Source organism: Synechococcus sp. A18-25c, from assembly GCF_014280035.1.
GTDB lineage: Bacteria > Cyanobacteriota > Cyanobacteriia > PCC-6307 > Cyanobiaceae > Synechococcus_C.
Map to the genome: position 1 here is coordinate 758,424 of NZ_CP047957.1, position 20,739 is coordinate 779,162.

Consider the following 20,739-nt stretch of genomic DNA (forward strand, 5'->3'; position numbering starts at 1 on the left):
CCTAGGTCCAGCGCGGCGGTCTGGTGGGCACCTGCACCAGCCCCTCACGAAATGCGGTCACCACCGCTGTGGTGCGATCCCGGGCCGGCAGCTTGCGCAGCAGGCTGCTCACGTGACTTTTCACGGTTTCGATCGAGACCACGAGGGCATCGGCGATTTCCTGGTTGGTCATGCCTCGGCAAAGGCCACGCAGCACGTCTTCCTCTCGCATGGTTAGCTCCTGGAGCGGCGTCTGCTGGCCACTGCGGCGCAAGCGGCTGTGGTGCAGCACGCCGCTGATCAGAGGGTCGATGTAATGCCCATCGGTATCAATGGCCGTGAGAGCCGCTGCCACCGTGCCGGTGCCGGTGGCTTCCGCGGAGCAGAGACCGTGGCAGCGAGCATCGATCGCATCAAGAATCGTGCGCGGGATCGGCCGTTGAAGCAGCATCAGCACCTTGAGGTCCGGGTGGTTCTTCCGAGCGCGGCGTACCAGGTTGGTGCCACTACCGCCTTCGAGGTTGTCAGTGCAGAGCAGCAGGTTGGCGCCGCTGCTTTGCAGTCTCTCCAGGCAGTCGTCTTCGCTGGTGCAGGCCGCCACCAAAGGACCCTGCCCTTCAAACCAGCTCATCCAGCTGGCAAGGAGCACGCGGTCGGCGCTGGCGATGGCGGTACGACTGCGCTTGAGCAGGCTGTAACCCTGGCGAGAGCGCTGCTGCAGTGAGGGGATCCGATCGCTGAGATCCACAGATGAACAGGCTCGTAGCCCTGACCGTTGCCTCACCATGGTGGCTCGGAACAAGGGGGTGTGGATCCGCACTGTTACCGCGAGCTCAAATTGTTCAGAATCTCTGAGTTGCATCGATGGCTCATGGCGTTCTTCGACTCGGACATCGTTCAGGAGGAGGCCAAGCGGCTGTTCGGCGACTACCAGCAGCTGATGCAGCTGGGCTCGGACTACGGCAAGTTCGACCGGGAGGGCAAGAAGAAATTCATCGACACGATGGAGGAGCTGATGGAGCGCTACCGGGTGTTCATGAAGCGCTTCGAGTTGTCGGAAGACTTCCAGGCCAAGCTCACCGTGGAGCAGCTGCGCACTCAGCTCGGCCAGTTCGGGATCACCCCTGAACAGATGTTTGATCAGATGAATCAGACGCTCGAGCGGATGAAGAGTCAATTGGATCAGCCCCCTAGCTGACGGCGGCTCGTACGATTCAGCCCGCTCACGTCCCGCTCGTCCATGGCCACGACCCCATCCCTGCCGGCTTGGTTGTCGCGTGGCATGGCTGATCTGTTCCCTTCCGGCGACCCCGGTGATGCGGACGAATCCCTTGCGGCGCGGCTGGCGCAGGCCGAGGCCGGAGGTCGGCCGCTGCGCATCAAGCTGGGCATCGACCCCACCGGCAGCAACATCCATCTGGGCCACAGCATCCTGTTCCGCAAGTTGCGGGCCTTCCAGGACGCCGGTCACACCGCGGTGCTGATCATCGGTGACTTCACAGCGCGGATCGGCGACCCCACTGGCAAGAGCGCCACTCGGGTGCAACTCACCAAGGAGCAGGTGGCTGCCAATGCCTCCACCTACCTGCGTCAGCTGGGGCAGGACCAGCCCAAGGAGACGGCGCTGCTGGATTTCGAGACGCCAGGCCGTCTGGAGGTCCGCTACAACTCCGAATGGCTGGAGAGCATGGATCTGCCTGCGGTGATCGGCCTTCTGGGCACCGGTACCGTGGGTCAGATGTTGGCCAAGGACGACTTCTCCAAGCGCTATAGCAGCGGCACGCCGATTGCCTTGCATGAATTCCTTTACCCGCTGCTGCAGGGCTATGACTCGGTGGCGGTGAACGCGGATGTGGAGTTGGGCGGCACCGATCAAAAGTTCAACGTGGCCATGGGCCGCGACCTGCAGCGCCGCTTCGACAAGGGCACCCAGTTCGGGTTGTTGCTGCCGATTCTGGTGGGTCTGGACGGCGTGCAGAAGATGAGCAAAAGCCTCGGCAACGTGGTGGGGCTGGAGGAGGATCCGTTGTCGATGTACTCCAAGCTGGAGAAGGTCGGCGATGCGGCCATCAACGACTACGTCACGTTGCTGACCGATCTGGATCTGGCCTCCCTACCGGAAAACCCGCGCGAGAAGCAGAAGGCGATGGCTCTGGCAGTGACGGCCAGCCGCCACGGACTGGCTGCGGCCAGCAAGGCACAGAGCGATGCAGCCTCCCTGGTGGGTGTCGGCGGTGATGCCGCTGCCGATGTGCCGGAGGCGTCGCTGGCGCAGGTGAACTTCCCCGCCAAAGCGTTTTATCTGCTCAGTGCCGTGGGCATCTGCGCCAGCAGCAGTGAGGCACGCCGCCAGATCAAAGGTGGTGCTGCCCGTCTGGAGGGGCAGAAGCTCACCGACCCCAACCAAGAGTTTGCTTCAGCGGCCGAGCTGGAGGGCAAGGTGCTGCAGCTCGGCAAGAAGACCTTCCGGCGGCTGATGGCCTGAGCTGCCAGATTCTCCTCGATTGGGAAATCCCCTGATTGAGCAGCGAAGCGATGCTGAATCGAAACTGAGAAGCTGATCCAGGCCTGCGTGTTCTGCATCTCTTCGAGGCACTCACCGCCGTTCTCGCTGGTCCCGTGTTCATGCGATGGCCTCATGCCGTCACCTGCAGCCTGAGCGTCGCCAACGTTGTGTTCGCCGGCTGGATGAGCATTGCGTCGATGCACGGCTCACCTCTTAGATGTCAGCCAAACTGGCAATAACAATGGGGTGTTGTGATGCGGCGGAGTCTCAGCTGGTTACGTGCCTGCGCTGCGGCTCTGCTGCTGATCGGTGCGCCGCTGAACGCCGAGGCGGAGCCCCGCAAGACTCTGGTGGTGGGTGTGGTGGATGAGGCGGCACCCTGTTCCAACCGCGTGGGGCCTCTGTATGAGGGCTATGCCGTTGAGATCTGGGAAGCCATCGCCTCCCAGAAGGGCTGGCCCTATCGCTTTGAGCCAGTGCCGTCACCAAATGCTGCGGTGTCGATGGCGGCGAGTGGTGAGATTGATGTGGGGGTGTCCTGCCTCAACCAGGTACCGGAGCGCCTGGCGGTGACCAATTTTTCTGTCGCCATCAGCTCTGATGGGCTGGCCTTCCTTTCCCCCCGTGAGAACAGCTACCCCCTGAGTGCGCTGCTCACAGGGATGGTGGGCAATGGCTTGCTGCTGCGTTCCTTGTGCTGGTTGTTTTTGGTGTCGCTGGCTGGGGCGGTGCTGCTGTGGTTGAGCTACGGGCGCTTCAGAAGCAAAGACGTGGAATGTGCCACAGCCCAGGGCACCTTCATCAAAGGCTGGATGATGCTGCTCATGGGCTCCGGCACCTACAAGATGAGCGACAGTGCCGGCGGCATTCTGTTGGTGCTGGTCACTAATTTGTTCCGCCTGGTGATCGTGTCGATCTTCGTGGGTGCGACGGCGAAAACACTGATCCGGGAATCGGTGCCAGTCGATGGCAACGCATCAGAGATCCTCGCCAGCAAACTTGCGGATGGGGTGGCGGTGGATGCCCAGACCATTTCCGAAACCTGGTTGCGTTTCAAGCTGGAACAGCTCCCCTCGGGGGCGCGCGAGGCAGCAAAGGTGGAACCCATCAGCGGTGATGAGCAACTGATTGAGGTGCTGCGTTCCGGAGTGGTGCAACATGTGCTGGCCGATAGCTCCCGGGTGAATTATCTGCACAATCAGGTGCTGTCTTCGTCGGATCGCTCCCGCTACGCCGTGTCAGCGCAGGTGTTCAACAGCACGCCCCAGGGCTTTGTGTTTGGCAGGGATCTACCGGAGACCACCCAGCGGCAGATCTCGGTGGCGATTGCCGATCTGCGTTTCCAGGGGGTGATCGACGCCATGGTCAACCGCAATCCCTAAGCGGCCTCTCGTATCCAGATGGATCAGAGGTTGCGCAGCACCTCCAAATCTTCTGGGTCAAGGGCCGTGGGAATGCCACATTTCACTAGCTCGGAAAAACCTTCATCACGGTTGAGCACCGTGAGCAGATAAAGGCGATCGGGGCCAGGGTTCTCGAAATCATGGGCAGCATCGGCCGGCACCACCACAAAGTCTCCGGTGTGGGCGGTGATGGAGCGATCGTCGATGTGAAACAGCACCGTGCCGCGCAGCACGAAATAGAACTCGGCGGAGCGGTGATGGCTGTGGGGCGGCACCCGGTCGCAGGGGTCGTGGATCTCTAGAAACAGGCTCATCGCTTCGCCGGAGCCGCGATCGTCGTCGCCATCGGCGGGTGCACTGAGCAGAGCCAGGCGGCAGTGATCCTGTGCGTGCAAGCGAAAGCCCTGGAGCTGCTCGGGGTGAACGATGCGCGGCAGCATGACGGCGGAACGGTGTGAGCTCAGGATGGAGGCAGTTGATGCCGTTGCCTTGGCTCCGTTGCTTTCTGCGAATCCCGCCGATCGGATCATCGTGGCCCTCGATGGCATGGCACTCGAGCAGGCGCTGGCTTTTGCCGGCCAGGTGGATGGGCTGTGCTGGGTGAAGGTGGGCCTGGAGCTCTTTGTCCAGGCCGGCCCGGAGGTGGTGGCGCAGCTGCGCGAGCAAGGGCTGCGGGTGTTTCTTGATCTCAAATTCCACGACATCCCGGCCACGATGGCCGGTGCTTGCCGGAGAGCGGCGGCTCTGGGGGCCGAGCTGATCACGGTGCATGCCTGCGCCGGCAGCGAAGCGCTCCAGGCGGCTCAGGCCGCGGCGATAGAAGGGGCACAAGGTGCTGGCCAACCCGCCCCCACATTGCTGGCGGTGACGGTGCTCACCAGCTGGGAGGAGCAAAGATTGCAACGGGAACTCGCCATCGCCCAGGGAATCGCCGAACGGGTGCCGGCGTTGGCGCAGCTGTCGGCAACTGCTGGGATCGGCGGTTGTGTGTGTTCACCCTTGGAGGTTGAGGCATTGCGGGCCCAGCACCCCGAGCCGTTTGCGTTGGTGACGCCAGGTATTCGCCCGAAAGGCTCTGCTGTGGGTGATCAGGCCCGTGTGATGGGGCCTGCTGAAGCGGTTGCAGCGGGGGCCAGTCAGCTGGTGATCGGCCGGCCGATCACCAAGGCCGAAGATCCCAGTGCTGCCTTTGGCCAATGTTGCTCTGAACTGATCGCTTAGGACTCGGGCCCGAACCAACCAGGCAGCTCATCGCTCGGCAGTCATGCCGACGTCCTTGGGGGGTTGGAGCGATCTGATGGGCCTGCGCACCTCCAACACCACCGCCGATGGCTGAAGTGACAATGATCACTCCAACGACGCCTTGCTCAGCTTTCTTGGCCGATCCGAGCACTGCTCCTTCAGCCGCTGTCGCATCCAAGCGGCAGCCGTGTTGGGATCTTGGTCGCTCCAGCGCTGCAAAGCTCTGGCCTCCTCCTCCAGGGCGTCGACACGCTGCTCAACATCCAGTTGCGCGGCCAGTTCCGGTTGACGGCAATGCTGCAGCCGGTGCATGGCTTCATGCAGCAGCGTGCTGGTGAGCGCTGCATCGCTGTTGTGGTTGTTGCGGCAGAGGCCGATACGGTTGCGCGATGGGGCGTAGAAGCCCTCCAGGCCAGCAGGGCAGTCGTCGAATAGCAGGACGCGCGTCTGGCCGGCGCTTTCCATCTGGGCGATCAGGGTGAGCAGGGCGATGCCGGCTGCTGCACTCAAGACTTCTGGCCCACTTTGGGTTCGGTGCCATTGATCAGCCGCTGGATGTTGCTGCGGTGGCGCCAGAGCACCAACGCCATTGCCACCAATGCCACCAGCAGGTTGGCGTTGCTGCCGGAACCGGTGGCCATCAGCAGCGGAAGGCTGATCGCGGCCACCACGCTGGCGAGTGAAACGATTTTGCTGAGGCTGAACACGGCAAGAAACACCCCGAAGCAGGCCAGCCCCACCGGCCAGGCCAGGCCCAGGAACAAGCCCAGCCCCGTGGCCACCGCCTTGCCGCCCTTGAAGCCCAGCCACACCGGCCAGATGTGTCCAGCCAAGGCCGCTAAGCCCGCGAGCACCTGAATCCAGTCGTTCAGTGGATGGGTCGCAGTCAGGGCACCAGCCAGCAGCACGGCAGCGGCACCTTTGGCCACATCCAGCAGGAACACCACCAGCGCCGGACCCTTGCCCACGTTGCGCAGCACGTTGGTGGCGCCGGTGGAGCCGGACCCGATCGTGCGCAGGTCGATTCCTTTGCACCAACGACCGGCCAGATAGCCGCAGGGCAGGGAGCCGAGCAGGTAGCCCAGCAGCAGTGCGAGGAAGGGCATCAGAGCAGGTCGTCGTCGTCGTCGTCGGTTTCGCCAGGCCCTGCCGCAAACGCCAGCCAGAGCGGGAACTGAAGCACAGGGATGTCGACAAACCTTTCGCCCGCGTCGATCAGAATCAGCGGCACCTCGCCGCGTTCCTCCAGTCGGTCGGCGCGCTCCACCAGAGCATCACCCCGTTCAAACAGCACGATGCCGCTGCTGGGGCCAAAGTCTTCTCGGCCTAGTCCGAGGGCATCCTGCAATCCCCGGCGCCACTCCCCCAGTCGTTCCGGTCTGCCAGCCAGCACCAGCGTCTGGAATTGATCGCCATAGAGCTCGCCGATCACCGCGATCAGGGCGGCGCCCACCAGCACGTTGCGCGGGCGGTTGCCGCGGCTGGCTTGAGCGCCACGGCCCCCCTGGTTGAAGAACCAGTCTTCGAGCATCGCTGTGTCGCTGGAATCGAGGCTGCGGCGCAGCTTCCAGGGTTCGGCGTAGAAATCGGGTTGCTCCAGGAAGCGCGCGATGTTGGCGCGGATCAGCGCCTCATCAGGGCGAAAGGTGTCCGCCACTGCCGGTGCGGTGCCATCGGTAGGAGCAACGGTGTCGTCGGCGTTGGCAGCGGCCTCTGAGTCCAGTGGTGAGGGCTGCACCACCATGGGCTGCACCACCAGTTCCATGGTCTCCACCGACTGCACCAGGCCTTGCAGGGCTCCTCCTAGGTAGTCCTGGAATCCCTTCACCTTGCGTGCGATCGCATCGGACTGACCCGCGAAGCTGGCGGTCATCTCCTTCTCCAGAGCTTGCTTGCGCTGGCTCAGGACCTCGATCTCCTGCTGCAGTGCATTACGGCGGTTCTGCAGATCAGTGAGGGCCAGCTGAATCAGAGCCTCGTGACCACCGTCGGTGGTTGATCGTCCTGTTGCGCTTGCGCTCGTTTGGTCCGTTTCGATGGCTGTGGATGGTTCAGCCGCTGCTGCCATTTCAGGGGCTGGAGCTTCACTGGTGACGTCCTCGGAACCCTCCGCGGCAGGTGTCGCGTCTTGGGGCGTCAGGGCGGTGTCGTCAGGCATGGCTGGCTTGTCCTGCTCTTATTTCAGCCGATCGCAGGGAGCTTGGCAGCGTAGGCACGCTGGCGTTCCTGTTTCGTATCTTTAACGTTACGTTAGTGTGCCGCTTGGTTCTGGCAGGTGGCCGCAGCTCAGGCTTTGGGTGTTTCCAGAGCTCCCACCCGCAGCTCCAGTTGCTCGCGCAGTTCCTTGGCGTTGAACAAGATCGGCAGGAAGTGAATGCTCTTCACCTCGCGGAAATAGAACAGGCCTGGCATCCAGGCGGCGAACAGACGCCAGCTCTGCCAGTCGGCATAGGGAAAGCGCCGCAGCTCCTGCTTACCGCGCCACACCACCAGGGTGTTGGCGGTGAACTCAAGCCGCAGGCTGTAGGTCTGAACCAGCAGGAACAGGCCAAACAGGCCAACCACCAGGGTCGGCCAAGGCCGCAGCGGCAGGGGCAGCAAAGCCCCGCTCAACAGCACCACTAGCAAGGCCAGCCGCGGGCTTGGGCTGATGCTCACGCTGGTGGCCTCGCTGCTGGGCTGTTCTGAGGGGGAGGGTGTGAAGGTCATCGAGGGCAAGGGCGGGTCAGCCGAATAGGAGTTGCGTGAGCAGGACGTCCATCAGGGCGACGGTCACCAAGATCATCACCACTGCGCCGGTGGTGCTGGTGCCCACTTCCTTGGGGCCGCCCTGCGTGGTCATGCCCCAGCCGCAGGAGAGCACCGCAATTTGCAGGCCAAAGATCAGGGCCTTCACCAGCATGAATGGGAGATCTTCCGGTGACAGCCAGGTGCGCACCGAGTTCCAGAACACCTCTGGAGGGATTTGATAGATCTCGGTGCTGCTGATCTGGCCGCCCAGGATCGCGACCCCGAAGAACAGCAGGCACTGCACCGGTGCCATCACCACCATCGCGATCAGGCGGGGCACGACGAGGTATTCCACCGGATCGGTGCGCAGCATTGTGATGGCGTCGATCTGCTCGGTCACCTTCATCGTGCCCAGCTGCGCTGCATAGGCGGTGGCCACCTTGCCTGTCAGCAGCGTGGCGGTGAGCAGCGGCGCGATCTCCCGTGCCAGGCCGATGGCCAGCACGCCGCCCACGGTGGCGTTGGCGCCCATGCTGTTCAGTTCCTTGGCCACCTGGATGTTGAACACCGTCCCCGCGGCCAGGGCGGTGATGATCACGATCAGAAAACTGCCGGGTCCGGCTTCTTGCAGTTGATCGAGCAAGTCGATCGTGTTGATCCGCCCTCGCGCGGTAGCCGTCACTGCCTGGCCACCGATGATCAGGCTGCTGCCCAGACGGTTCAGCCAGCGGGGTGATTTCAGACGGACGCGGAGGCGGGACGTGGTCATGTGCGTTGCAGATGGGCGCCGCGGTTGGGCCAGCGACGCATCACCAGGAGGCCAATGCCTACCAGGATGGCGGGAATCAGCCCCATGCTCATGCGGATGGCGAACAGTGCTGAGGCCGGCTGCTCGATGAAGTTCATGGCGCCTTCGCAGCTCGCACTGGAGATGTAGCCGGTCAGCGACAACAACCCACCGAACACGCTCATGCTCACGCCGATGATCAGTTTCTGGCCGAGCACCATCCAGGCGGTGTAAAGCCCGGCCGGTCGGGTGGGATCGGCGTCAATGGCGTCTGGCAGCAGTGACCAAGGGATCAGATAGGCGGTCGAGGCGCCGATGCCCACCAGCGCAATCAGACCGATCAGCGGAGTCAATTCAGCCGGGGTACCGCCGTGCTGCATGGCTGGGAACACCATCGAGATTAGGCAGGCCACGATCCACAGGCCCGCGCCCCAGCGCAGGGCCACCAGGCGCCCTCGCCTGTTGGAGAGCAGGCTCCACAGCTGCAGGCCCAGCAGGGCACTCAACTGGAAGGGCAGCAGGATCCAGGTGGAGAGATTCGGGGGAACGTGCACCACCTGCACCAGCCAGATCAAGGCCACCACCTGCATCAGCTGCAGGCCGAACCAGAGCGCCAGATACAGCCCCAGCACCATTAGAAAACGGGGATTGGAGCGGATGCGCTTGAGCTGCGCCAGTGGCGGCTCCGCCTGGTTGATTGGCCGCGCTGATTTCTTGGCGTAGGGGGCCAGACCCCAGCAGCAGGCCAGGGTGGCGAGGGTGGCAATGGTGCCAGTAATCCGCCCCATGCGCAGATAACCATCCGCCCCATCAGTGAGCACCAATGAGGCCACGATCAACCCGCTGAGTCCAGCCACGATGGAGCCGGTGAAACGGGCCGCGTTCAGGCGGGTGCGGATGGCGGTGTCGCTAGTGAGTTCAGTCGAGAGCGCTGCGTAGGGCAGGTTGACGCTCGTGTAAGCCGTCATCAGCAAGATGGCCATCACCACGTAGTAAAAGGTGCGCTGCAGGGTGGTTCCCTCCGGAACCCACCACATCGCCGACAGGCTGATGCCCAGCGGTAGTGCAGCCCCGAGAATCCAGGGGATGCGCGGCCCCCAGCGGCTTTGGGTGTGGTCGCTCATCCAGCCGATCAGCGGGTCGTTGATGGCATCCCACACCTTGATCACCGTCAGCAGCGAGCCGGCAATGAAAGCCGGTAGGCCCGCCGTACATGTGAAGAATGGGAACAGGTAAAACCCCAGCTGCGTCGCGGCCAATCCTGTGCCGGCATCTCCCAGTCCGTACGCAACCATCAGGCGCCGGCGGGATCCCCCGGCCAGGGTGCTCGTGCTCATCGGGCAGGAAGGGGGGCGGACGGACCGCCATAATGGTTAGGCACAACACCCACCAGGCCTCTGCGGCATTGGTACGGATGTTTTGGTGCGGGCGTAGTTTAGTGGTAAAACCTCAGCCTTCCAAGCTGATGATGCGGGTTCGATTCCCGCCGCCCGCTTGCTTCAAGCCGACACTCAGAGCTTGAGTTTGGCGGCCTCATCGCGGGCCACCATCACCACCAGGCTTCGGGCCTCCAGCGGCACACCCTTGGGGCTCCAAGGTTCCAGGGCAGTCGGCAAGTCTTCGCCAGCGGTGAGGGCGGTATCGATGAGTCGGCACCAAGGTGATGACGGCTCGGGCAGATCGAAGTGCATCGCCTTGAAGTAGGCGTTGAATCCAATCCAAAGTGCTGCCCCTTCGCTGCCCCTTTGCACGCTGTAGGCCAGGCAGTGGGACCAACTGGCCCAATCCGGTTTGTTCAGTTCTACGCCATGCCATTGGCGCCACAGCCCCTCTGGCTCACTGAGACGTGGTTCGGGCGATTCGGGCGTTTCGGGCGTGTCCGCGGATGGTGCCGGCGGTGGCGGCGGCTCGCTGTGGGCCACGAGGGGATTGATCAGCTCCGCCAGCTGGGAGCGCACCTTCAGCAGCCTCTGGGCATAGGTCAGCAGAGCTTTATCGCAGTGGGTTTCCGACCAGATCATCCAGCTCAAGGGGGTGTCCTGACACCAGGTGTTGTTGTTACCGCCCTGGCTGCGGCCCACTTCATCGCCCATCAACAGCATCGGGACGCCCCGTGCGAACAGCAGCGTGGTGAGCAGATTGCGCTGCTGGCGCTTGCGCAGCGCCCGGATCGCCGGGTCGCTGGTGGGACCCTCCACGCCATGGTTCCAGCTGGTGTTGTGGTTTTCCCCGTCGCGGTTGTCCTCGCCGTTGGCCAGGTTGTGCTTGCCGTTGAAGCTCACCAGATCGAGCAGCGTGAAGCCGTCATGGGCGGTGAGCAGGTTGATCGAACGCCCAAGGCTCGCCGCTTTGCCGTCGTAGAGATCCGGGCTGCTGCGCAGTCGCTGCGCCAGGGCCCAGGTGCTGTCGTCATCACCTTTCCAGAAGCTGCGCAGCGCATCGCGGAACCGACCGTTCCAGGTGCCGATGCGTTGGGCTGGGAAGTCATTGAGCCGGTAGAGGCCGCCGCAGTCCCACGGTTCGCTCACCAGCTTCAGTTCGCTCAGCAAGGGGTCGGCTTCCATTGCTTCAAACAAGGCCGGTTTGTCCAGCGGTTTGAGCCCTTCGCCACGGCTCAGAGCAATGCCGAGATCGAAACGGAAGCCATCCACCCCCAGTTCCAGAGCCCAGCAGCGCAGCGACTCCAGGATCAGCTCACGGCTGATGGGTTGGTGGGCCGCAATCGAATTGCCGCAGCCGCTGACATCTAAATACTGACCCTTGTCGTTCTGGTGGTAGTACGTGCGGTCGGCGAAGCCCCGCCAACTCAAGGTGGGGCCCTGGCTGTTGCCCTCGGTGGTGTGGTTGTAAACCACATCCAGAAGCACCTCCAGCCCGGCGTCATGGCAGGCCGCCACCAGGGCCCGCATCTGGTCGCGGGCCAGCAGTGGGTCGTCACCACACACATAGCCCTGATGCGGTGCGAACCAGCTCAGCGGGCTGTAGCCCCATACGTTGTCACGTCCGGGAGGGGCGTCCTGGGGGTCGAAGGCCTGCACTGGCAGCAATTCGATCGTGGTGACGCCCAGGCTCTTCAGGTAGGGGATCTTATCGATCACCCCCAGCAGGCTGCCGCGATGCTCCGCAGCGACGCCGCTGTCTTCCGCCTTGGTGAAGCCGCCCACGTGCAGCTCATAAACCACCGTGTTCTGCCAGCTGTGCCGCGGTCGCGGATGCGCATCGAAGTCGAAGCGATTCCGTTCACACACCACACCCTTCAGGCAGCAGTCGGTGTTGGGCGACGCTCCAGTGGCGGCGCCACGTTCGTACACCGACCAGCCGTCAATCGCTCGGGCGCAGGGGTCGAGCAGCACCTTGCCGGGGTGGAAGCCATGTCCGCCGGGGGCCAGAGCACCGAACACTCGGTAGCCGTAGCAGCAGCCGGCCTGCAGTCCTGGCAATTCCACATGCCAGTAATCACCCGAGCGGTGCCGATCGCCTTCCAGATCGATCACCTCGCAGGGGCTGGCGGCTTCACCAGACTCGAACAACAGCAGTTCCACCCGATTGGCGCCCGGTGCCGCCACCGAAAAATTCACGCCCAGCTCACTCAAGCTGCTGCCCAGGGGCCAGGGTCTGCCGCGCAGGATCGTGCTCAAGGCTCCACTCCCGGACCGCTGAACGTGCTGCCATCAAAGTAGTGAGAACTGCGGTGAACCACCGTGTCTGTGATGACCTCCGCTCTGGAGTCGGGCCGTCCGCCCCAGCAGATCCGGCCGGACCTCTGGTTGTTTCCCCCCAACCGCGACTGCCGTGGCGGCTCCTCTTGGTGGGTGGATGTGGATCCGGAACCGGTGCTGATCGACTGCCCGCCGTTGACTGAGGCCACCCTCATGGCCTTGCAGGCGTTGGCGGCGGGACGCCGAGCTCGCATCTTGCTCACCAGCCGGGAAGGTCATGGCCGCCTGCGGCGTTTGCAAGAGCGTGTGAATTGGCCTGTGCTGGTTCAGGAGCAGGAGGCCTACCTCCTGCCCGGCGTTCAGGAGCTCGACCTCTTCGCCGACGAAGCGACCACTGCCTCCGGTTTGCGCCTGCTGTGGACCCCTGGACCGACCCCAGGCCATGCCGTTGTGCATGCGCCTGGGCCTTTGGATGTGCTGTTCTGCGGACGTTTGCTTGTTCCTGTCGCATCGGATCGTCTCGCTCCGCTGCAGCATCGGCGCACCTTTCACTGGCCGCGGCAGCAGCGAAGTCTGGAACGTCTCCGCCAATGGCTTCCCGCAAAAGCCGCGCCAGCACTAGCTTCTGGTGCGGGGCTTGGAGCGCTGCGGGGCGGTCGTCTGGCGCCGTTCAGCAGTTGGGTCGAGGCCGATCCGTCAAAACCGGACTTTTTTTGAAGCGTCGCTGATGCTGTGAATGCATTGCGGCACGGTGTTTTTGGTTGCCGCACCGCGATTGTCTCCATACGATTGGCGCGCTTGGGAAGCCGTGCGGATGCCGACTCCGCATCGTCGATCCAACTGCTTCCGCCACTTTCCCCCTCCCAGTTCATGAACAAAGCCGATCTCGTCAATCTGGTTGCAGCCCGCACTGAGCTCACCAAGACCGACGTGTCCCTGGTGGTAGACGCCGCCATCGAGACCATTATTGATTCCGTTGTCGAGGGCAAGAAGGTGTCCATCCTCGGCTTCGGCTCCTTCGAGCCCCGTGAGCGTTCCGCCCGTCAGGGTCTGAACCCCAAGACCGGTGAGAAGATCAAGATTCCCGCCAAGCGCGTGCCTGCCTTCACCGCCGGCAAGATGTTCAAGGATCGCGTGCAGGGCTGACGTCTCGGCCTCAACGCTTGATTTAGGTGGTCCTGCGGGGCCACCTTTTTTATGTGGACTTCCCCGACCATCTTCAGGCCCTGTTCGAGCAGGGATACCGCGCGCGTCAGCAGGGCTATCGCGGCCGGTTTGCTCCGACACCCTCTGGTCCCCTGCATCTGGGCAACCTGCGCACGGCACTGATCTCCTGGCTCCATGCCCATCTGCAGGGTGGGGAGTGGTTGCTGCGCATCGATGATCTCGATACCCCGCGCATCCGTGCCGGGGCGATTGCTTCAGCGCAGGAGGATCTGCGTTGGCTGGGTTTGCTTTGGGATGGACCGGTTCTGATCCAGAGTCAGCGTCGGGGCCTTTACGGCAGTGTGCTCTCAGCCTTGCGGCGGGCCGAGCTGCTCTATCCCTGCCGCTGCAGTCGCCGCCAGCTCGGGCCGGGTCGGCGCTATCCCGGCACCTGCCGTCACCAGTTCCGCGGTTGGGATTCGCAGAACGGGCGCCTACCATCCTGGCGGCTGAAGGTGCTGGCGGCTGACGAGACCCAGTGTGGCGACCTTGTGCTGCGTCGAGCCGATGGATTCATCGCTTATCACCTCGCCACAGCCGTCGATGAATTGGCGCTTGGCATCACCGATGTGGTGCGTGGTGACGATCTTGCTCCGGTGTGCCGTGCCCAGCGGGCGGTGATTGCCGTGTTGGACCAAAGCCCACCGCGCTACCAACATGTGCCGTTGCTTTGTGATGCTGAAGGCCAGAAGCTGTCCAAGCGTGAGCATGCCCAGGGGCTGGCGCCGTTGCGAGACCAGGGCTGGACTGCAGAACAGGTGCTGGGTCGTCTGGCCGCGTCACTGACCCTGGTCCCTGAGGGATGTGCGCTGTCGGCCACTGAGCTGCTCGAGCACCTTCGGCAACAGCCGCGCTTGCTGCAGCACTGCATCCAATCCTTGGATTCTTAAGGAAAGTTTCGGGATCATGGCGGCCTGGTGATCCCACACTGTCAATGGCTTTAAGGCTGGGTTATGGCGATCTGCTCGAGCTGTGGCGGCAGCGGAATTCAACGCATCAGTCAGCAACAATCCCGCACGTGTCAGACCTGTCTCGGTCGTGGCGTGACCGCAGCGGTTGAGCTCGCTCCACAACCCCTTGATTTGGCGAGGGTGACTGGTCTCCGGGCTGGGGTCAGCACCCAAGAGGCCCCTGCCACGCCTAACGCAGTTGCTTCTTCTTCTGCTGCCAGATAAAGAAAGTGGCAGTGGCCACCACGGCCAGCAGCGGTACCGCGGTGAACAGCAGCAGGGCAACGGCGGTCCAATCGGTGTACATCCGGTGTCTTCAGCGAATCGACAGCATTCTTTCAGCCAGGAGCAGCGCAGCGTGATGGCGTTGATGGTTGAAAACGATCGAGGTGGTTTGGGGCGGTGCACCCCATGGATCGTTTCGCTTGGATGTGCCGCTGCACTGGCTGGGTTGCCATCGCAGGCCTCGTCGCTGTCTGCGGTCAGGCCCTTGCTGTTGCACTGCTTTCGCGCGGCCCATGCACCTAGTTGCGAGCAGGCGCTGTTGCTGACTGAAACGCTGCAGCGTCGTGCTGGAGCTCAGGATCGATATCCCTGTCAGACCTTGCTGTTGGGCCTGCAGGCCGAGGTGGTGATGGTGCAGCTGGATGTGGCCCGTGGTGAGGAGGCCTTCGAGACGCTGCGGGAAAGCGAACAACTCTGCTCCGGACTCTGATCAGCCACAGCCCTCCGATCTCGGCAAAATGGAGGTTGTTGCTTCGCGCACCATGAGGATCTCGGGCTCAGGGCTTACCGCCGCTTTGCTGATTGCCGGAGCGTTGTCCGGTACCACCCATGCCCAGGTGCGCTTTGACGACTGCCAACCCGTCGCTGGTGGTGGGATCACCTGCAATACGGTGCCGACCGGCAACACTCGCGCTGACATGATTGATGGTGAATATGGCCTGATGGATCAGGCCAGCCCCGGCTGGTCGGAGTACAACCCTTACGAGGGGTATGACGACATGCTTGGCGGCAATCAGACCTGACCTTTTGCGCGCCGGCTGACGCTCCCGCAGGCTGTGGACGCCTCAGGGATCTCTGCGCAGCATGGGATCAGATCTTGCTGTCGCATGCGCCCGCTCCACGCCTTCAGAGGACCTGCTAACCCCAGCTTTTCGGGGTGGCTGCTGATCGCGTTGGCCTCCGGAATCGTGCCATCTGCGCTGTTGAATCCTGCACTGGCTCAGAGCCAGAGCAGGGAGGCGATGTTGAATGACGACTTGGAACTCGTGCAGTTTCACTGTGCGCGTGGCGCTGAGGACAATCGCCAGGGCCTGTCGGCGTTCAATGATGCCTGGGTCCAGCAGACGCAGATGCTGCGCTTCGAGGCCGGGGTCGCGCCGGACCGTCCCGATGGCTCCAATGATTTCTTCGCGGCCTTGTCAGCGGCGATGCACGTGCAGTGCCCGAACGTGTGGTGATGGAATCAAGCGCCCGTGTGCTGTTGGCTCAGGAAGCGATCCATTGCTTCGATTGCCAGAGCCCAGTTCGATGCTTCGCTGTGGCCTGAACTCTTGCGAGGCTTGAAGCTGTGATCCCCGTCGGGTAACCAGGCCAGCTGCAGCTGCTTCGACAGCTTGTAAGTGCTCACCTCCTCCTGGCGTCCCATCGCGTCTCGCTCCCCCTGAACGACCAGCGTGGGTGTGCGCAAGTCGGCCAGATGGTCTGTACGCAGCTGATCGGGCTTGCCCAATGGATGGAACGGATAACCGAGGCAGATGCAGGCCTGGATGCGTTGCTCGTCGAACAGAGCATCCGCCAGAAGGCTGGCGATGCGCCCGCCCATCGACTTGCCCCCGATCACCAGGGGCTTGTCGTGCGCCAGCGCCTTCACCTGTTCGCGGAAGCTGTTCAACAGAAGTTCAGCCTTGTCGGGCGGACGCTTCTTGCCGCTGTTGCGTTGCCGTTGCATATAAGGAAACTCGAAGCGCAACACCTGCCAGCCCTGATCGGCAAGGCCGTCGGCCATTGCCGCCATGAACGGGCTGTCCATGCCGGCACCGGCTCCATGGCCCAGCAGCACCCTCAGCGGTGCTGAATCCGCACCCGACACCAGCAGGTTGTCCATCCCATCTCCTTGGAGGACCAGCATGCTCCTTTGCCCTGCGAACCCTTGCTATGCCAAGCAGGGGTTCAGGATGCTGTGCGATGCCCGGCAGGAGCTGTTGCAGCATGCCAATGGCAACAGGCTTCGCATCCAATACCCGCCCTGAACCTGTCTCTCAGGGGATTTTGCCGTCGTGATCGTCATGGGTTGACGTGGCCGCTGGTCGCGGTTTCTCCTGCTCCATCTCCTCGGAGGGCTCCGCTGCCAGCTGTTGTGTGCCGGAATTCATCATCTCGGTGTAGGTGAGCGCCCGGCGTTTCCGGGTTTGCGGTGATTCCGTCATCGCTGGCGACTGGGCTTCGTTGGTTGTGTTTTCAGGCATGCAGTCACGCCAGGAGGTGGTCAGAGTGATGGAACGGAGATGGCCGCCCCACCGGATGGTGAGACGGCTATGGTCGCTCGTTCATGCAGGGTTCAACCCTTTATCAGTGATCTGAAGTCGGGGTCGACACGACTGGCTGGGGCGTCCCTGGGGCCATGGGTTCAAGTGTTGGGTTGATGCAACTCCCGGGCACCTGGGACGGTGCAGTGGAGTGTCGATCGGCGTGGCGGTCCGGGTCATGCCTGTCAAAGGACCAACCTCACAATTCGGTTGAAACTGTTGGAGCAGGGTGCCAAAAAGTCAGACTGCTTCTCAGTTGTGCTGGGGTGGAGTGTCAGCTGTCATGAGCGCCTCCGTTCTCGATGCACTTACTGTCCACCGTCCGGCGGGCATTGCCTACTGGTGTTCATGCTCATTGCCCTGCGGGCGGAATCGGCGGAGAGTTGAAGGGTGTGGATGGACGGTTGTCTGTTAGAGCGCTGTCGTCGTGATTGGCCGTGATGCCAATCAGAGACCGAGGGCCTGCAGCAGTCCTTGTTGCAAACAGGCCTCCGTTACCAGCAGCGCAATGAATCCCAGCATGGCCAGGCGTCCGTTGAGTCGTTCCGCTCGCACAAGTCGCTCACGCCGGATCTGGGCGGCGGCCAGACCCTGCCAGTAACGCTCCTGGGCCTGAAGTGTGGTGGCCGTCATGGTGGTCTCCGAAAGGGACCTGATTGGTCTACGCCTCGCCTTAATCCCAGGGAAGGAGGACACCCGACCGTCTTGGTTCGGTTTCAGGACCTGTGCTGCTGGGTCCTTTCAGGAACAGATTTAGGCATGAATGGTATTCATTGAAATCGTGACGTTACCGCTGCTGTAGGGGGACAGGCCTCACACGGCAGGAACCTTTGGGGCATCAACCTGTCCTGGCAGTCCTGCGTGACAGCTAGCCAGCCGGTGGAGAGCTGCCCATTGGCTTGATTGTTAAGCGGCCACTTTCACCATCAAGGTGGTAATGACCACGGCCAAGAGAACCGTTCCACCGAGGAAAGCAACGTTGACGTGAAGTTGATGCACGCAAATCGTTTCGAGATGGATGAGTATTGCGCTTTTTAATCCTTCAACGACTAAGTCTTAATGCCTAAATTTTCAAATTTGGTGGTTGACTCTGCAGCTCTTTTATTGCGAAAAAATATTTGCTCAGATACGTGTTTTTGCGAAAATGCCTTGTTGGATGTGAATTGTTGTAGAGAATGAAGGTCGTCGTGTGGAGAAAAGAATGGGGCTCACAATTCCAACGCTTTGCTTGACCGTTTTGGGATGTCTGATCGGTTATCTCCTGCTGGCTCCGGTATTGGGTTGATCGTATGTAGGACTCATCGTGTCCACCCCGCCTTGTCTTCAGAATTCAGAGCGCAGGCACGATGTGCGTGATCTGGTGGCCGCTGATCCAACGAATCACGCCGGTGTGAACGTCTATCACCTCAAACAGCGGAGGGTTCTGTGTGGACTCTTGCTGGTCGCTGACGCGTCGCACGTCGGCCATGCTGATGTTTGAGTCTTTTGAGCGGTGGATGACTGTCATCCCCGCCTTGACGTGATGAAACAGCGGGTCAACGTCGTTCGTTGTGAAGCGCGAGTGGCAAGTTGGCATGGAGTCGTGGCAACGCCAGCGCAATTCGAGCACTGATCGAAGTTCTGGCGTGTTTCTTTGGCGACATGACGGCGCATCGCAGAGCACATTTTGCCGAGGTGGCCGGGTTTGTGAGTGGGTAATTGTTACTACCGAGTCTTTGGACGCGAGCCATCAGAATGCAGCAGTCTTCGGGTGAAAACCGGAGATGCGTCGAGCTGAGGAGGGGTGGGACCCTCCTTTTTTTTGGATGACAAACCTCCAGCGGAGCTAATTGTTTGCTGATTTGGAAGTGGGTTGCGAGTGATACGTCAAGTTTTTGGAAAGGCTTGTAACACAGTGTCAGCAAGTTAATTCCCATGGGTGACGAGATCGTCGCGAGCTTCGACTACGACCTGAGGGCGTTGCGGCTCGAATACAAAACCACCTGTGATGCCTTGCGTTACTGGCCCGGTGGTGATGCGCAAGAGCAGGAGTTTCTTGTCTACAAGAAGCAGGAGTTGTTCAGGGTTCTCGTGGAGCAGACGCTTCAGATTGAGGCATTTTGATCGGCTGCGATCGCAGTTCTCAAGTTTCATGCGCATTCGGGTGAGCGTGATCCATCAAGGGAGAGAATTCCCTGCATGCAGGATCTGATTGATTCCAGGTGGCCGGTCTCCGCTCACCACGACCGGGGCACCTGGATGGTGAATGGTATGGATCAGCGCTTGGTGCATTTCCGGCCCGACACCAAAACGAGTCACGGTCAGTGGGTTGAGCTGCGGGTTTACGAATGGATTCGTCCGCAGCCTCCTGTTCCGCGCTACCGCCGACGTCTCTTGAGGACCAATGCGATCGATGTCTGGAACAACATGCTCAAAGTGGGATGGCGTCGTTGTTTTCCCCCTGTTCGCTGATGGAGGAGTGGACGGATGAATTCATCACTCATGCGCAGCGAGAGCTCACGGGGATGGTGGATGATTGGAAATACGACTACGGCGCCGATGACCGGGCCTGCGTCGCAATGCTGCTTTGGATGGTGTTGAAGCTCAACCCCGAGGCCGACATCGACTCCAGCTTGGTCTGAGCTTGTGCAGATAGGGGGCAGGGGTTTGTCTTATAGTTTCGATACGTTGGTCCCCTGGTAGGGGACGCAGTTCGATCTCAAACAAGCAACGGGGTTTGAGACGCTGTCGGTGATGTCCATGAACACCCTCCTTTTGATCAAAGCCAAAGAGCTCAAGGCTCGTCGTCTTCAAAGTGCTCAGCATGTTTTTGCTGCCCACTCCGAGGGCATCGATTACACATCAGCTCATCTGTCCCCTGTGAAGCTCTCTGCCAACGCAGGTTGATCACGCTGCGTTGACCTTCAGCTGAAGTCTCACCCCGCCAATGGCGGGGTTTTTTTGGAACTGCATTCCTCGTCAGGTTCGGCAGCGTGACACGCGCAAGTCAGGATTTTCTGCTGATCTTGTTTTCTGCTGATCTTGACGGAGGCGAGATGAAGGTGGGCAGGCCAGTGCACTACAGGGTTGGTGAGCGGATTCGATGATCAGATGGCCCATCGGTTGAGCATTGGCAGCGTCAATGATGATGGGATTGCCGTTGTCCGCCCCGGTGAACTGTTGACGGGTTGCCTTGTCTGTCTGTTCACGGCTAACCGACAGAACAGTGTCGATCGTCAATCCTGATGGCCGTTGCGAATCGGTTGCGATGGCAAGAAGCAATTGGCTAAAGACTCCGACACGGTGTTCTCCCGCTTCGACCTGGCGTTCGCCCGTTGTGACAACCAAGCCGAGTTTGAGCAGTAAAGCGGCGTCGGCGTCGAAGCGAGCGTTATCGATTCCCATTGTGATGGCGAAGTCCCTGAGACCAGCATCCGTTTGAAGCTCAGCTTGCGGCCTTTGAATGGTCAGAACCACGTGTTGAGTGCTTAGCCAAAGATTGAGGACTTCATCCGTAATCGGCGCGAGTTTGACGTGATGTTTCCTGATCAACCTGTTCGGTCCCTGTAGCAGCAAGCCTGAGGTCTGAACCGCCTCAGTTGAGTTGATGCTGTGTTCGAGAGTTCAAGGTCCATGCCTAGCTCTGAACTGCATTGAGGACGGCTTGGATGTTCGGGTGCGTTTGTGCAACTCCGCTCGTTTTTGTTGTCACACCCGCAACTAACACGGACTCAGCCACAGTGATTGACTAGCGCAACCATTTGATT

The 20,739-nt window shown here is 61.5% G+C and carries 28 protein-coding genes and 1 tRNA gene; 15 read left to right on the plus strand and 14 right to left on the minus strand.

Features of this window, described 5'->3' with window-relative positions:
• Position 1: 1 nt before the first annotated feature.
• The gene (locus tag SynA1825c_RS03975; protein WP_255477121.1) at positions 2-727 is read right to left on the minus strand and encodes a response regulator transcription factor; all 726 of its coding nucleotides are present in this window, start codon (positions 725-727) and stop codon (positions 2-4) included.
• Between the two features lie 123 nt (positions 728-850).
• On the opposite strand from SynA1825c_RS03975, the gene SynA1825c_RS03980 reads away from it, so the two are divergent.
• From SynA1825c_RS03980 to SynA1825c_RS03990, 3 genes are all read left to right on the plus strand, one after another.
• Positions 851-1,177: a DUF1825 family protein gene (locus tag SynA1825c_RS03980; RefSeq protein ID WP_186470378.1), complete on the plus strand. Its 327-nt coding sequence runs from the start codon at positions 851-853 to the stop codon at positions 1,175-1,177.
• 42 nt (positions 1,178-1,219) lie between these two features.
• Entirely contained in the window at positions 1,220-2,464 is a 1,245-nt protein-coding gene (gene tyrS / locus SynA1825c_RS03985; protein WP_186470379.1) for a tyrosine--tRNA ligase, read from the plus strand.
• A gap of 275 nt (positions 2,465-2,739) precedes the next feature.
• Complete coding sequence (locus SynA1825c_RS03990; protein ID WP_186470380.1) at positions 2,740-3,867, plus strand: transporter substrate-binding domain-containing protein; 1,128 nt, start codon at positions 2,740-2,742, stop codon at positions 3,865-3,867.
• 23 nt (positions 3,868-3,890) lie between these two features.
• Here SynA1825c_RS03990 and SynA1825c_RS03995 read toward each other — a convergent pair whose 3' ends face one another.
• Positions 3,891-4,328, minus strand: coding sequence for a cupin domain-containing protein (locus SynA1825c_RS03995; RefSeq protein ID WP_186470381.1), 438 nt, complete (start codon positions 4,326-4,328; stop codon positions 3,891-3,893).
• A gap of 49 nt (positions 4,329-4,377) precedes the next feature.
• Here SynA1825c_RS03995 and pyrF point away from each other — a divergent pair, with 49 nt between their 5' ends.
• Positions 4,378-5,109 (plus strand): orotidine-5'-phosphate decarboxylase, encoded by a 732-nt coding sequence (gene pyrF, locus SynA1825c_RS04000; RefSeq protein WP_186470382.1) that lies wholly within the window; start codon positions 4,378-4,380, stop codon positions 5,107-5,109.
• A 126-nt stretch (positions 5,110-5,235) separates the two neighbouring features.
• On the opposite strand, the gene SynA1825c_RS04005 is transcribed toward pyrF, so the two are convergent.
• The 6 genes from SynA1825c_RS04005 to SynA1825c_RS04030 all read right to left on the minus strand — a co-directional run bounded on the left by SynA1825c_RS04005 (position 5,236) and on the right by SynA1825c_RS04030 (position 9,942).
• Positions 5,236-5,640 (minus strand): DUF6782 family putative metallopeptidase, encoded by a 405-nt coding sequence (locus SynA1825c_RS04005; protein ID WP_186470383.1) that lies wholly within the window; start codon positions 5,638-5,640, stop codon positions 5,236-5,238.
• Positions 5,637-6,236 carry a glycerol-3-phosphate 1-O-acyltransferase PlsY gene (plsY, locus tag SynA1825c_RS04010; RefSeq protein WP_186470384.1) on the minus strand — a complete coding sequence of 200 codons (600 nt, stop codon included), beginning with the start codon at positions 6,234-6,236 and terminating at the stop codon, positions 5,637-5,639. The genes SynA1825c_RS04005 and plsY overlap by 4 nt, the downstream gene beginning before the upstream one ends.
• Positions 6,236-7,288, minus strand: a complete 1,053-nt coding sequence (locus SynA1825c_RS04015; protein ID WP_186470385.1) for a DUF3086 domain-containing protein — start codon at positions 7,286-7,288, stop codon at positions 6,236-6,238. Before SynA1825c_RS04015 ends, plsY begins: the two co-directional genes overlap by 1 nt.
• A gap of 128 nt (positions 7,289-7,416) precedes the next feature.
• The gene (locus tag SynA1825c_RS04020; protein ID WP_186471008.1) at positions 7,417-7,839 is read right to left on the minus strand and encodes a DUF3119 family protein; all 423 of its coding nucleotides are present in this window, start codon (positions 7,837-7,839) and stop codon (positions 7,417-7,419) included.
• Between the two features lie 16 nt (positions 7,840-7,855).
• On the minus strand, positions 7,856-8,602 hold the full coding sequence (locus tag SynA1825c_RS04025) for an ABC transporter permease (RefSeq protein WP_186471009.1): 747 nt from the start codon (positions 8,600-8,602) through the stop codon (positions 7,856-7,858).
• A gap of 23 nt (positions 8,603-8,625) precedes the next feature.
• The gene (locus SynA1825c_RS04030) at positions 8,626-9,942 is read right to left on the minus strand and encodes an MFS transporter (protein ID WP_186471010.1); all 1,317 of its coding nucleotides are present in this window, start codon (positions 9,940-9,942) and stop codon (positions 8,626-8,628) included.
• A 129-nt stretch (positions 9,943-10,071) separates the two neighbouring features.
• On the opposite strand from SynA1825c_RS04030, the gene SynA1825c_RS04035 reads away from it, so the two are divergent.
• Positions 10,072-10,142: transfer RNA gene (locus tag SynA1825c_RS04035), tRNA-Gly, on the plus strand.
• Between the two features lie 16 nt (positions 10,143-10,158).
• Here the strand turns inward: SynA1825c_RS04035 and SynA1825c_RS04040 are convergent.
• Positions 10,159-12,285 (minus strand): glycogen-debranching protein, encoded by a 2,127-nt coding sequence (locus SynA1825c_RS04040; protein WP_186470386.1) that lies wholly within the window; start codon positions 12,283-12,285, stop codon positions 10,159-10,161.
• Between the two features lie 72 nt (positions 12,286-12,357).
• Between SynA1825c_RS04040 and SynA1825c_RS04045 the strand changes: the two genes are divergently transcribed.
• The 6 genes from SynA1825c_RS04045 to SynA1825c_RS04070 all read left to right on the plus strand — a co-directional run bounded on the left by SynA1825c_RS04045 (position 12,358) and on the right by SynA1825c_RS04070 (position 15,925).
• The gene (locus SynA1825c_RS04045; RefSeq protein ID WP_186470387.1) at positions 12,358-13,023 is read left to right on the plus strand and encodes an MBL fold metallo-hydrolase; all 666 of its coding nucleotides are present in this window, start codon (positions 12,358-12,360) and stop codon (positions 13,021-13,023) included.
• Positions 13,024-13,176: 153 nt separating this feature from the next.
• A complete protein-coding gene (locus SynA1825c_RS04050) occupies positions 13,177-13,452 on the plus strand; it encodes an HU family DNA-binding protein (RefSeq protein ID WP_006043393.1) in 276 nt (91 codons plus the stop codon).
• A gap of 53 nt (positions 13,453-13,505) precedes the next feature.
• The gene (gene gluQRS, locus SynA1825c_RS04055; protein ID WP_186471011.1) at positions 13,506-14,402 is read left to right on the plus strand and encodes a tRNA glutamyl-Q(34) synthetase GluQRS; all 897 of its coding nucleotides are present in this window, start codon (positions 13,506-13,508) and stop codon (positions 14,400-14,402) included.
• Positions 14,403-14,832: 430 nt separating this feature from the next.
• Complete coding sequence (locus tag SynA1825c_RS04060; RefSeq protein WP_255478447.1) at positions 14,833-15,177, plus strand: hypothetical protein; 345 nt, start codon at positions 14,833-14,835, stop codon at positions 15,175-15,177.
• 52 nt (positions 15,178-15,229) lie between these two features.
• The gene (locus tag SynA1825c_RS04065) at positions 15,230-15,490 is read left to right on the plus strand and encodes a lactate dehydrogenase (RefSeq protein WP_255477058.1); all 261 of its coding nucleotides are present in this window, start codon (positions 15,230-15,232) and stop codon (positions 15,488-15,490) included.
• Between the two features lie 84 nt (positions 15,491-15,574).
• Positions 15,575-15,925, plus strand: coding sequence for a hypothetical protein (locus SynA1825c_RS04070; RefSeq protein WP_186470388.1), 351 nt, complete (start codon positions 15,575-15,577; stop codon positions 15,923-15,925).
• A gap of 5 nt (positions 15,926-15,930) precedes the next feature.
• Here SynA1825c_RS04070 and SynA1825c_RS04075 read toward each other — a convergent pair whose 3' ends face one another.
• The 4 genes from SynA1825c_RS04075 to SynA1825c_RS04090 form a co-directional block, all read right to left on the minus strand.
• On the minus strand, positions 15,931-16,596 hold the full coding sequence (locus SynA1825c_RS04075) for an alpha/beta fold hydrolase (RefSeq protein WP_186470389.1): 666 nt from the start codon (positions 16,594-16,596) through the stop codon (positions 15,931-15,933).
• Between the two features lie 130 nt (positions 16,597-16,726).
• Positions 16,727-16,933 carry a hypothetical protein gene (locus tag SynA1825c_RS04080; RefSeq protein WP_186470390.1) on the minus strand — a complete coding sequence of 69 codons (207 nt, stop codon included), beginning with the start codon at positions 16,931-16,933 and terminating at the stop codon, positions 16,727-16,729.
• Between the two features lie 507 nt (positions 16,934-17,440).
• On the minus strand, positions 17,441-17,626 hold the full coding sequence (locus SynA1825c_RS04085; RefSeq protein ID WP_186470391.1) for a chlorophyll a/b-binding protein: 186 nt from the start codon (positions 17,624-17,626) through the stop codon (positions 17,441-17,443).
• A 697-nt stretch (positions 17,627-18,323) separates the two neighbouring features.
• Positions 18,324-18,602 (minus strand): DUF3104 domain-containing protein, encoded by a 279-nt coding sequence (locus SynA1825c_RS04090; protein ID WP_255477059.1) that lies wholly within the window; start codon positions 18,600-18,602, stop codon positions 18,324-18,326.
• 305 nt (positions 18,603-18,907) lie between these two features.
• On the opposite strand from SynA1825c_RS04090, the gene SynA1825c_RS04095 reads away from it, so the two are divergent.
• The 4 genes from SynA1825c_RS04095 (at position 18,908) to SynA1825c_RS04110 (ending at position 19,879) form a co-directional block, all read left to right on the plus strand.
• Positions 18,908-19,096, plus strand: a complete 189-nt coding sequence (locus SynA1825c_RS04095; protein ID WP_186470392.1) for a hypothetical protein — start codon at positions 18,908-18,910, stop codon at positions 19,094-19,096.
• A gap of 75 nt (positions 19,097-19,171) precedes the next feature.
• Positions 19,172-19,444, plus strand: a complete 273-nt coding sequence (locus SynA1825c_RS04100; RefSeq protein WP_186470393.1) for a DUF1651 domain-containing protein — start codon at positions 19,172-19,174, stop codon at positions 19,442-19,444.
• Positions 19,444-19,614 (plus strand): hypothetical protein, encoded by a 171-nt coding sequence (locus SynA1825c_RS04105; RefSeq protein ID WP_186470394.1) that lies wholly within the window; start codon positions 19,444-19,446, stop codon positions 19,612-19,614. Before SynA1825c_RS04100 ends, SynA1825c_RS04105 begins: the two co-directional genes overlap by 1 nt.
• A gap of 118 nt (positions 19,615-19,732) precedes the next feature.
• A complete protein-coding gene (locus tag SynA1825c_RS04110; RefSeq protein ID WP_186470395.1) occupies positions 19,733-19,879 on the plus strand; it encodes a hypothetical protein in 147 nt (48 codons plus the stop codon).
• Positions 19,880-19,951: 72 nt separating this feature from the next.
• On the opposite strand, the gene SynA1825c_RS04115 is transcribed toward SynA1825c_RS04110, so the two are convergent.
• On the minus strand, positions 19,952-20,377 hold the full coding sequence (locus SynA1825c_RS04115; RefSeq protein WP_222930026.1) for a hypothetical protein: 426 nt from the start codon (positions 20,375-20,377) through the stop codon (positions 19,952-19,954).
• Positions 20,378-20,739 lie beyond the last annotated feature (362 nt).

Coding starts and splice junctions, on each gene's coding strand:
- plsY (WP_186470384.1), bottom strand. CDS start 6,236: ATGCCCTTCCTCGCACTGCTGCTGGGCTACCTGCTCGGCTCCCTGCCC.
- SynA1825c_RS04080 (WP_186470390.1), bottom strand. CDS start 16,933: ATGCCTGAAAACACAACCAACGAAGCCCAGTCGCCAGCGATGACGGAA.
- SynA1825c_RS04065 (WP_255477058.1), top strand. CDS start 15,230: ATGAGGATCTCGGGCTCAGGGCTTACCGCCGCTTTGCTGATTGCCGGA.
- SynA1825c_RS04020 (WP_186471008.1), bottom strand. CDS start 7,839: ATGACCTTCACACCCTCCCCCTCAGAACAGCCCAGCAGCGAGGCCACC.
- SynA1825c_RS04095 (WP_186470392.1), top strand. CDS start 18,908: ATGGGTGACGAGATCGTCGCGAGCTTCGACTACGACCTGAGGGCGTTG.
- SynA1825c_RS04060 (WP_255478447.1), top strand. CDS start 14,833: ATGGTTGAAAACGATCGAGGTGGTTTGGGGCGGTGCACCCCATGGATC.
- SynA1825c_RS04115 (WP_222930026.1), bottom strand. CDS start 20,377: ATGGGAATCGATAACGCTCGCTTCGACGCCGACGCCGCTTTACTGCTC.
- SynA1825c_RS04045 (WP_186470387.1), top strand. CDS start 12,358: ATGACCTCCGCTCTGGAGTCGGGCCGTCCGCCCCAGCAGATCCGGCCG.
- SynA1825c_RS04105 (WP_186470394.1), top strand. CDS start 19,444: ATGGAGGAGTGGACGGATGAATTCATCACTCATGCGCAGCGAGAGCTC.
- tyrS (WP_186470379.1), top strand. CDS start 1,220: ATGGCCACGACCCCATCCCTGCCGGCTTGGTTGTCGCGTGGCATGGCT.
- SynA1825c_RS04085 (WP_186470391.1), bottom strand. CDS start 17,626: ATGACGGCCACCACACTTCAGGCCCAGGAGCGTTACTGGCAGGGTCTG.
- SynA1825c_RS03980 (WP_186470378.1), top strand. CDS start 851: ATGGCGTTCTTCGACTCGGACATCGTTCAGGAGGAGGCCAAGCGGCTG.
- SynA1825c_RS04070 (WP_186470388.1), top strand. CDS start 15,575: ATGCGCCCGCTCCACGCCTTCAGAGGACCTGCTAACCCCAGCTTTTCG.
- SynA1825c_RS04100 (WP_186470393.1), top strand. CDS start 19,172: ATGCAGGATCTGATTGATTCCAGGTGGCCGGTCTCCGCTCACCACGAC.
- SynA1825c_RS04015 (WP_186470385.1), bottom strand. CDS start 7,288: ATGCCTGACGACACCGCCCTGACGCCCCAAGACGCGACACCTGCCGCG.
- SynA1825c_RS04075 (WP_186470389.1), bottom strand. CDS start 16,596: ATGCTGGTCCTCCAAGGAGATGGGATGGACAACCTGCTGGTGTCGGGT.
- SynA1825c_RS04110 (WP_186470395.1), top strand. CDS start 19,733: ATGAACACCCTCCTTTTGATCAAAGCCAAAGAGCTCAAGGCTCGTCGT.
- SynA1825c_RS04030 (WP_186471010.1), bottom strand. CDS start 9,942: ATGGTTGCGTACGGACTGGGAGATGCCGGCACAGGATTGGCCGCGACG.
- SynA1825c_RS03990 (WP_186470380.1), top strand. CDS start 2,740: ATGCGGCGGAGTCTCAGCTGGTTACGTGCCTGCGCTGCGGCTCTGCTG.
- SynA1825c_RS04050 (WP_006043393.1), top strand. CDS start 13,177: ATGAACAAAGCCGATCTCGTCAATCTGGTTGCAGCCCGCACTGAGCTC.
- SynA1825c_RS03995 (WP_186470381.1), bottom strand. CDS start 4,328: ATGCTGCCGCGCATCGTTCACCCCGAGCAGCTCCAGGGCTTTCGCTTG.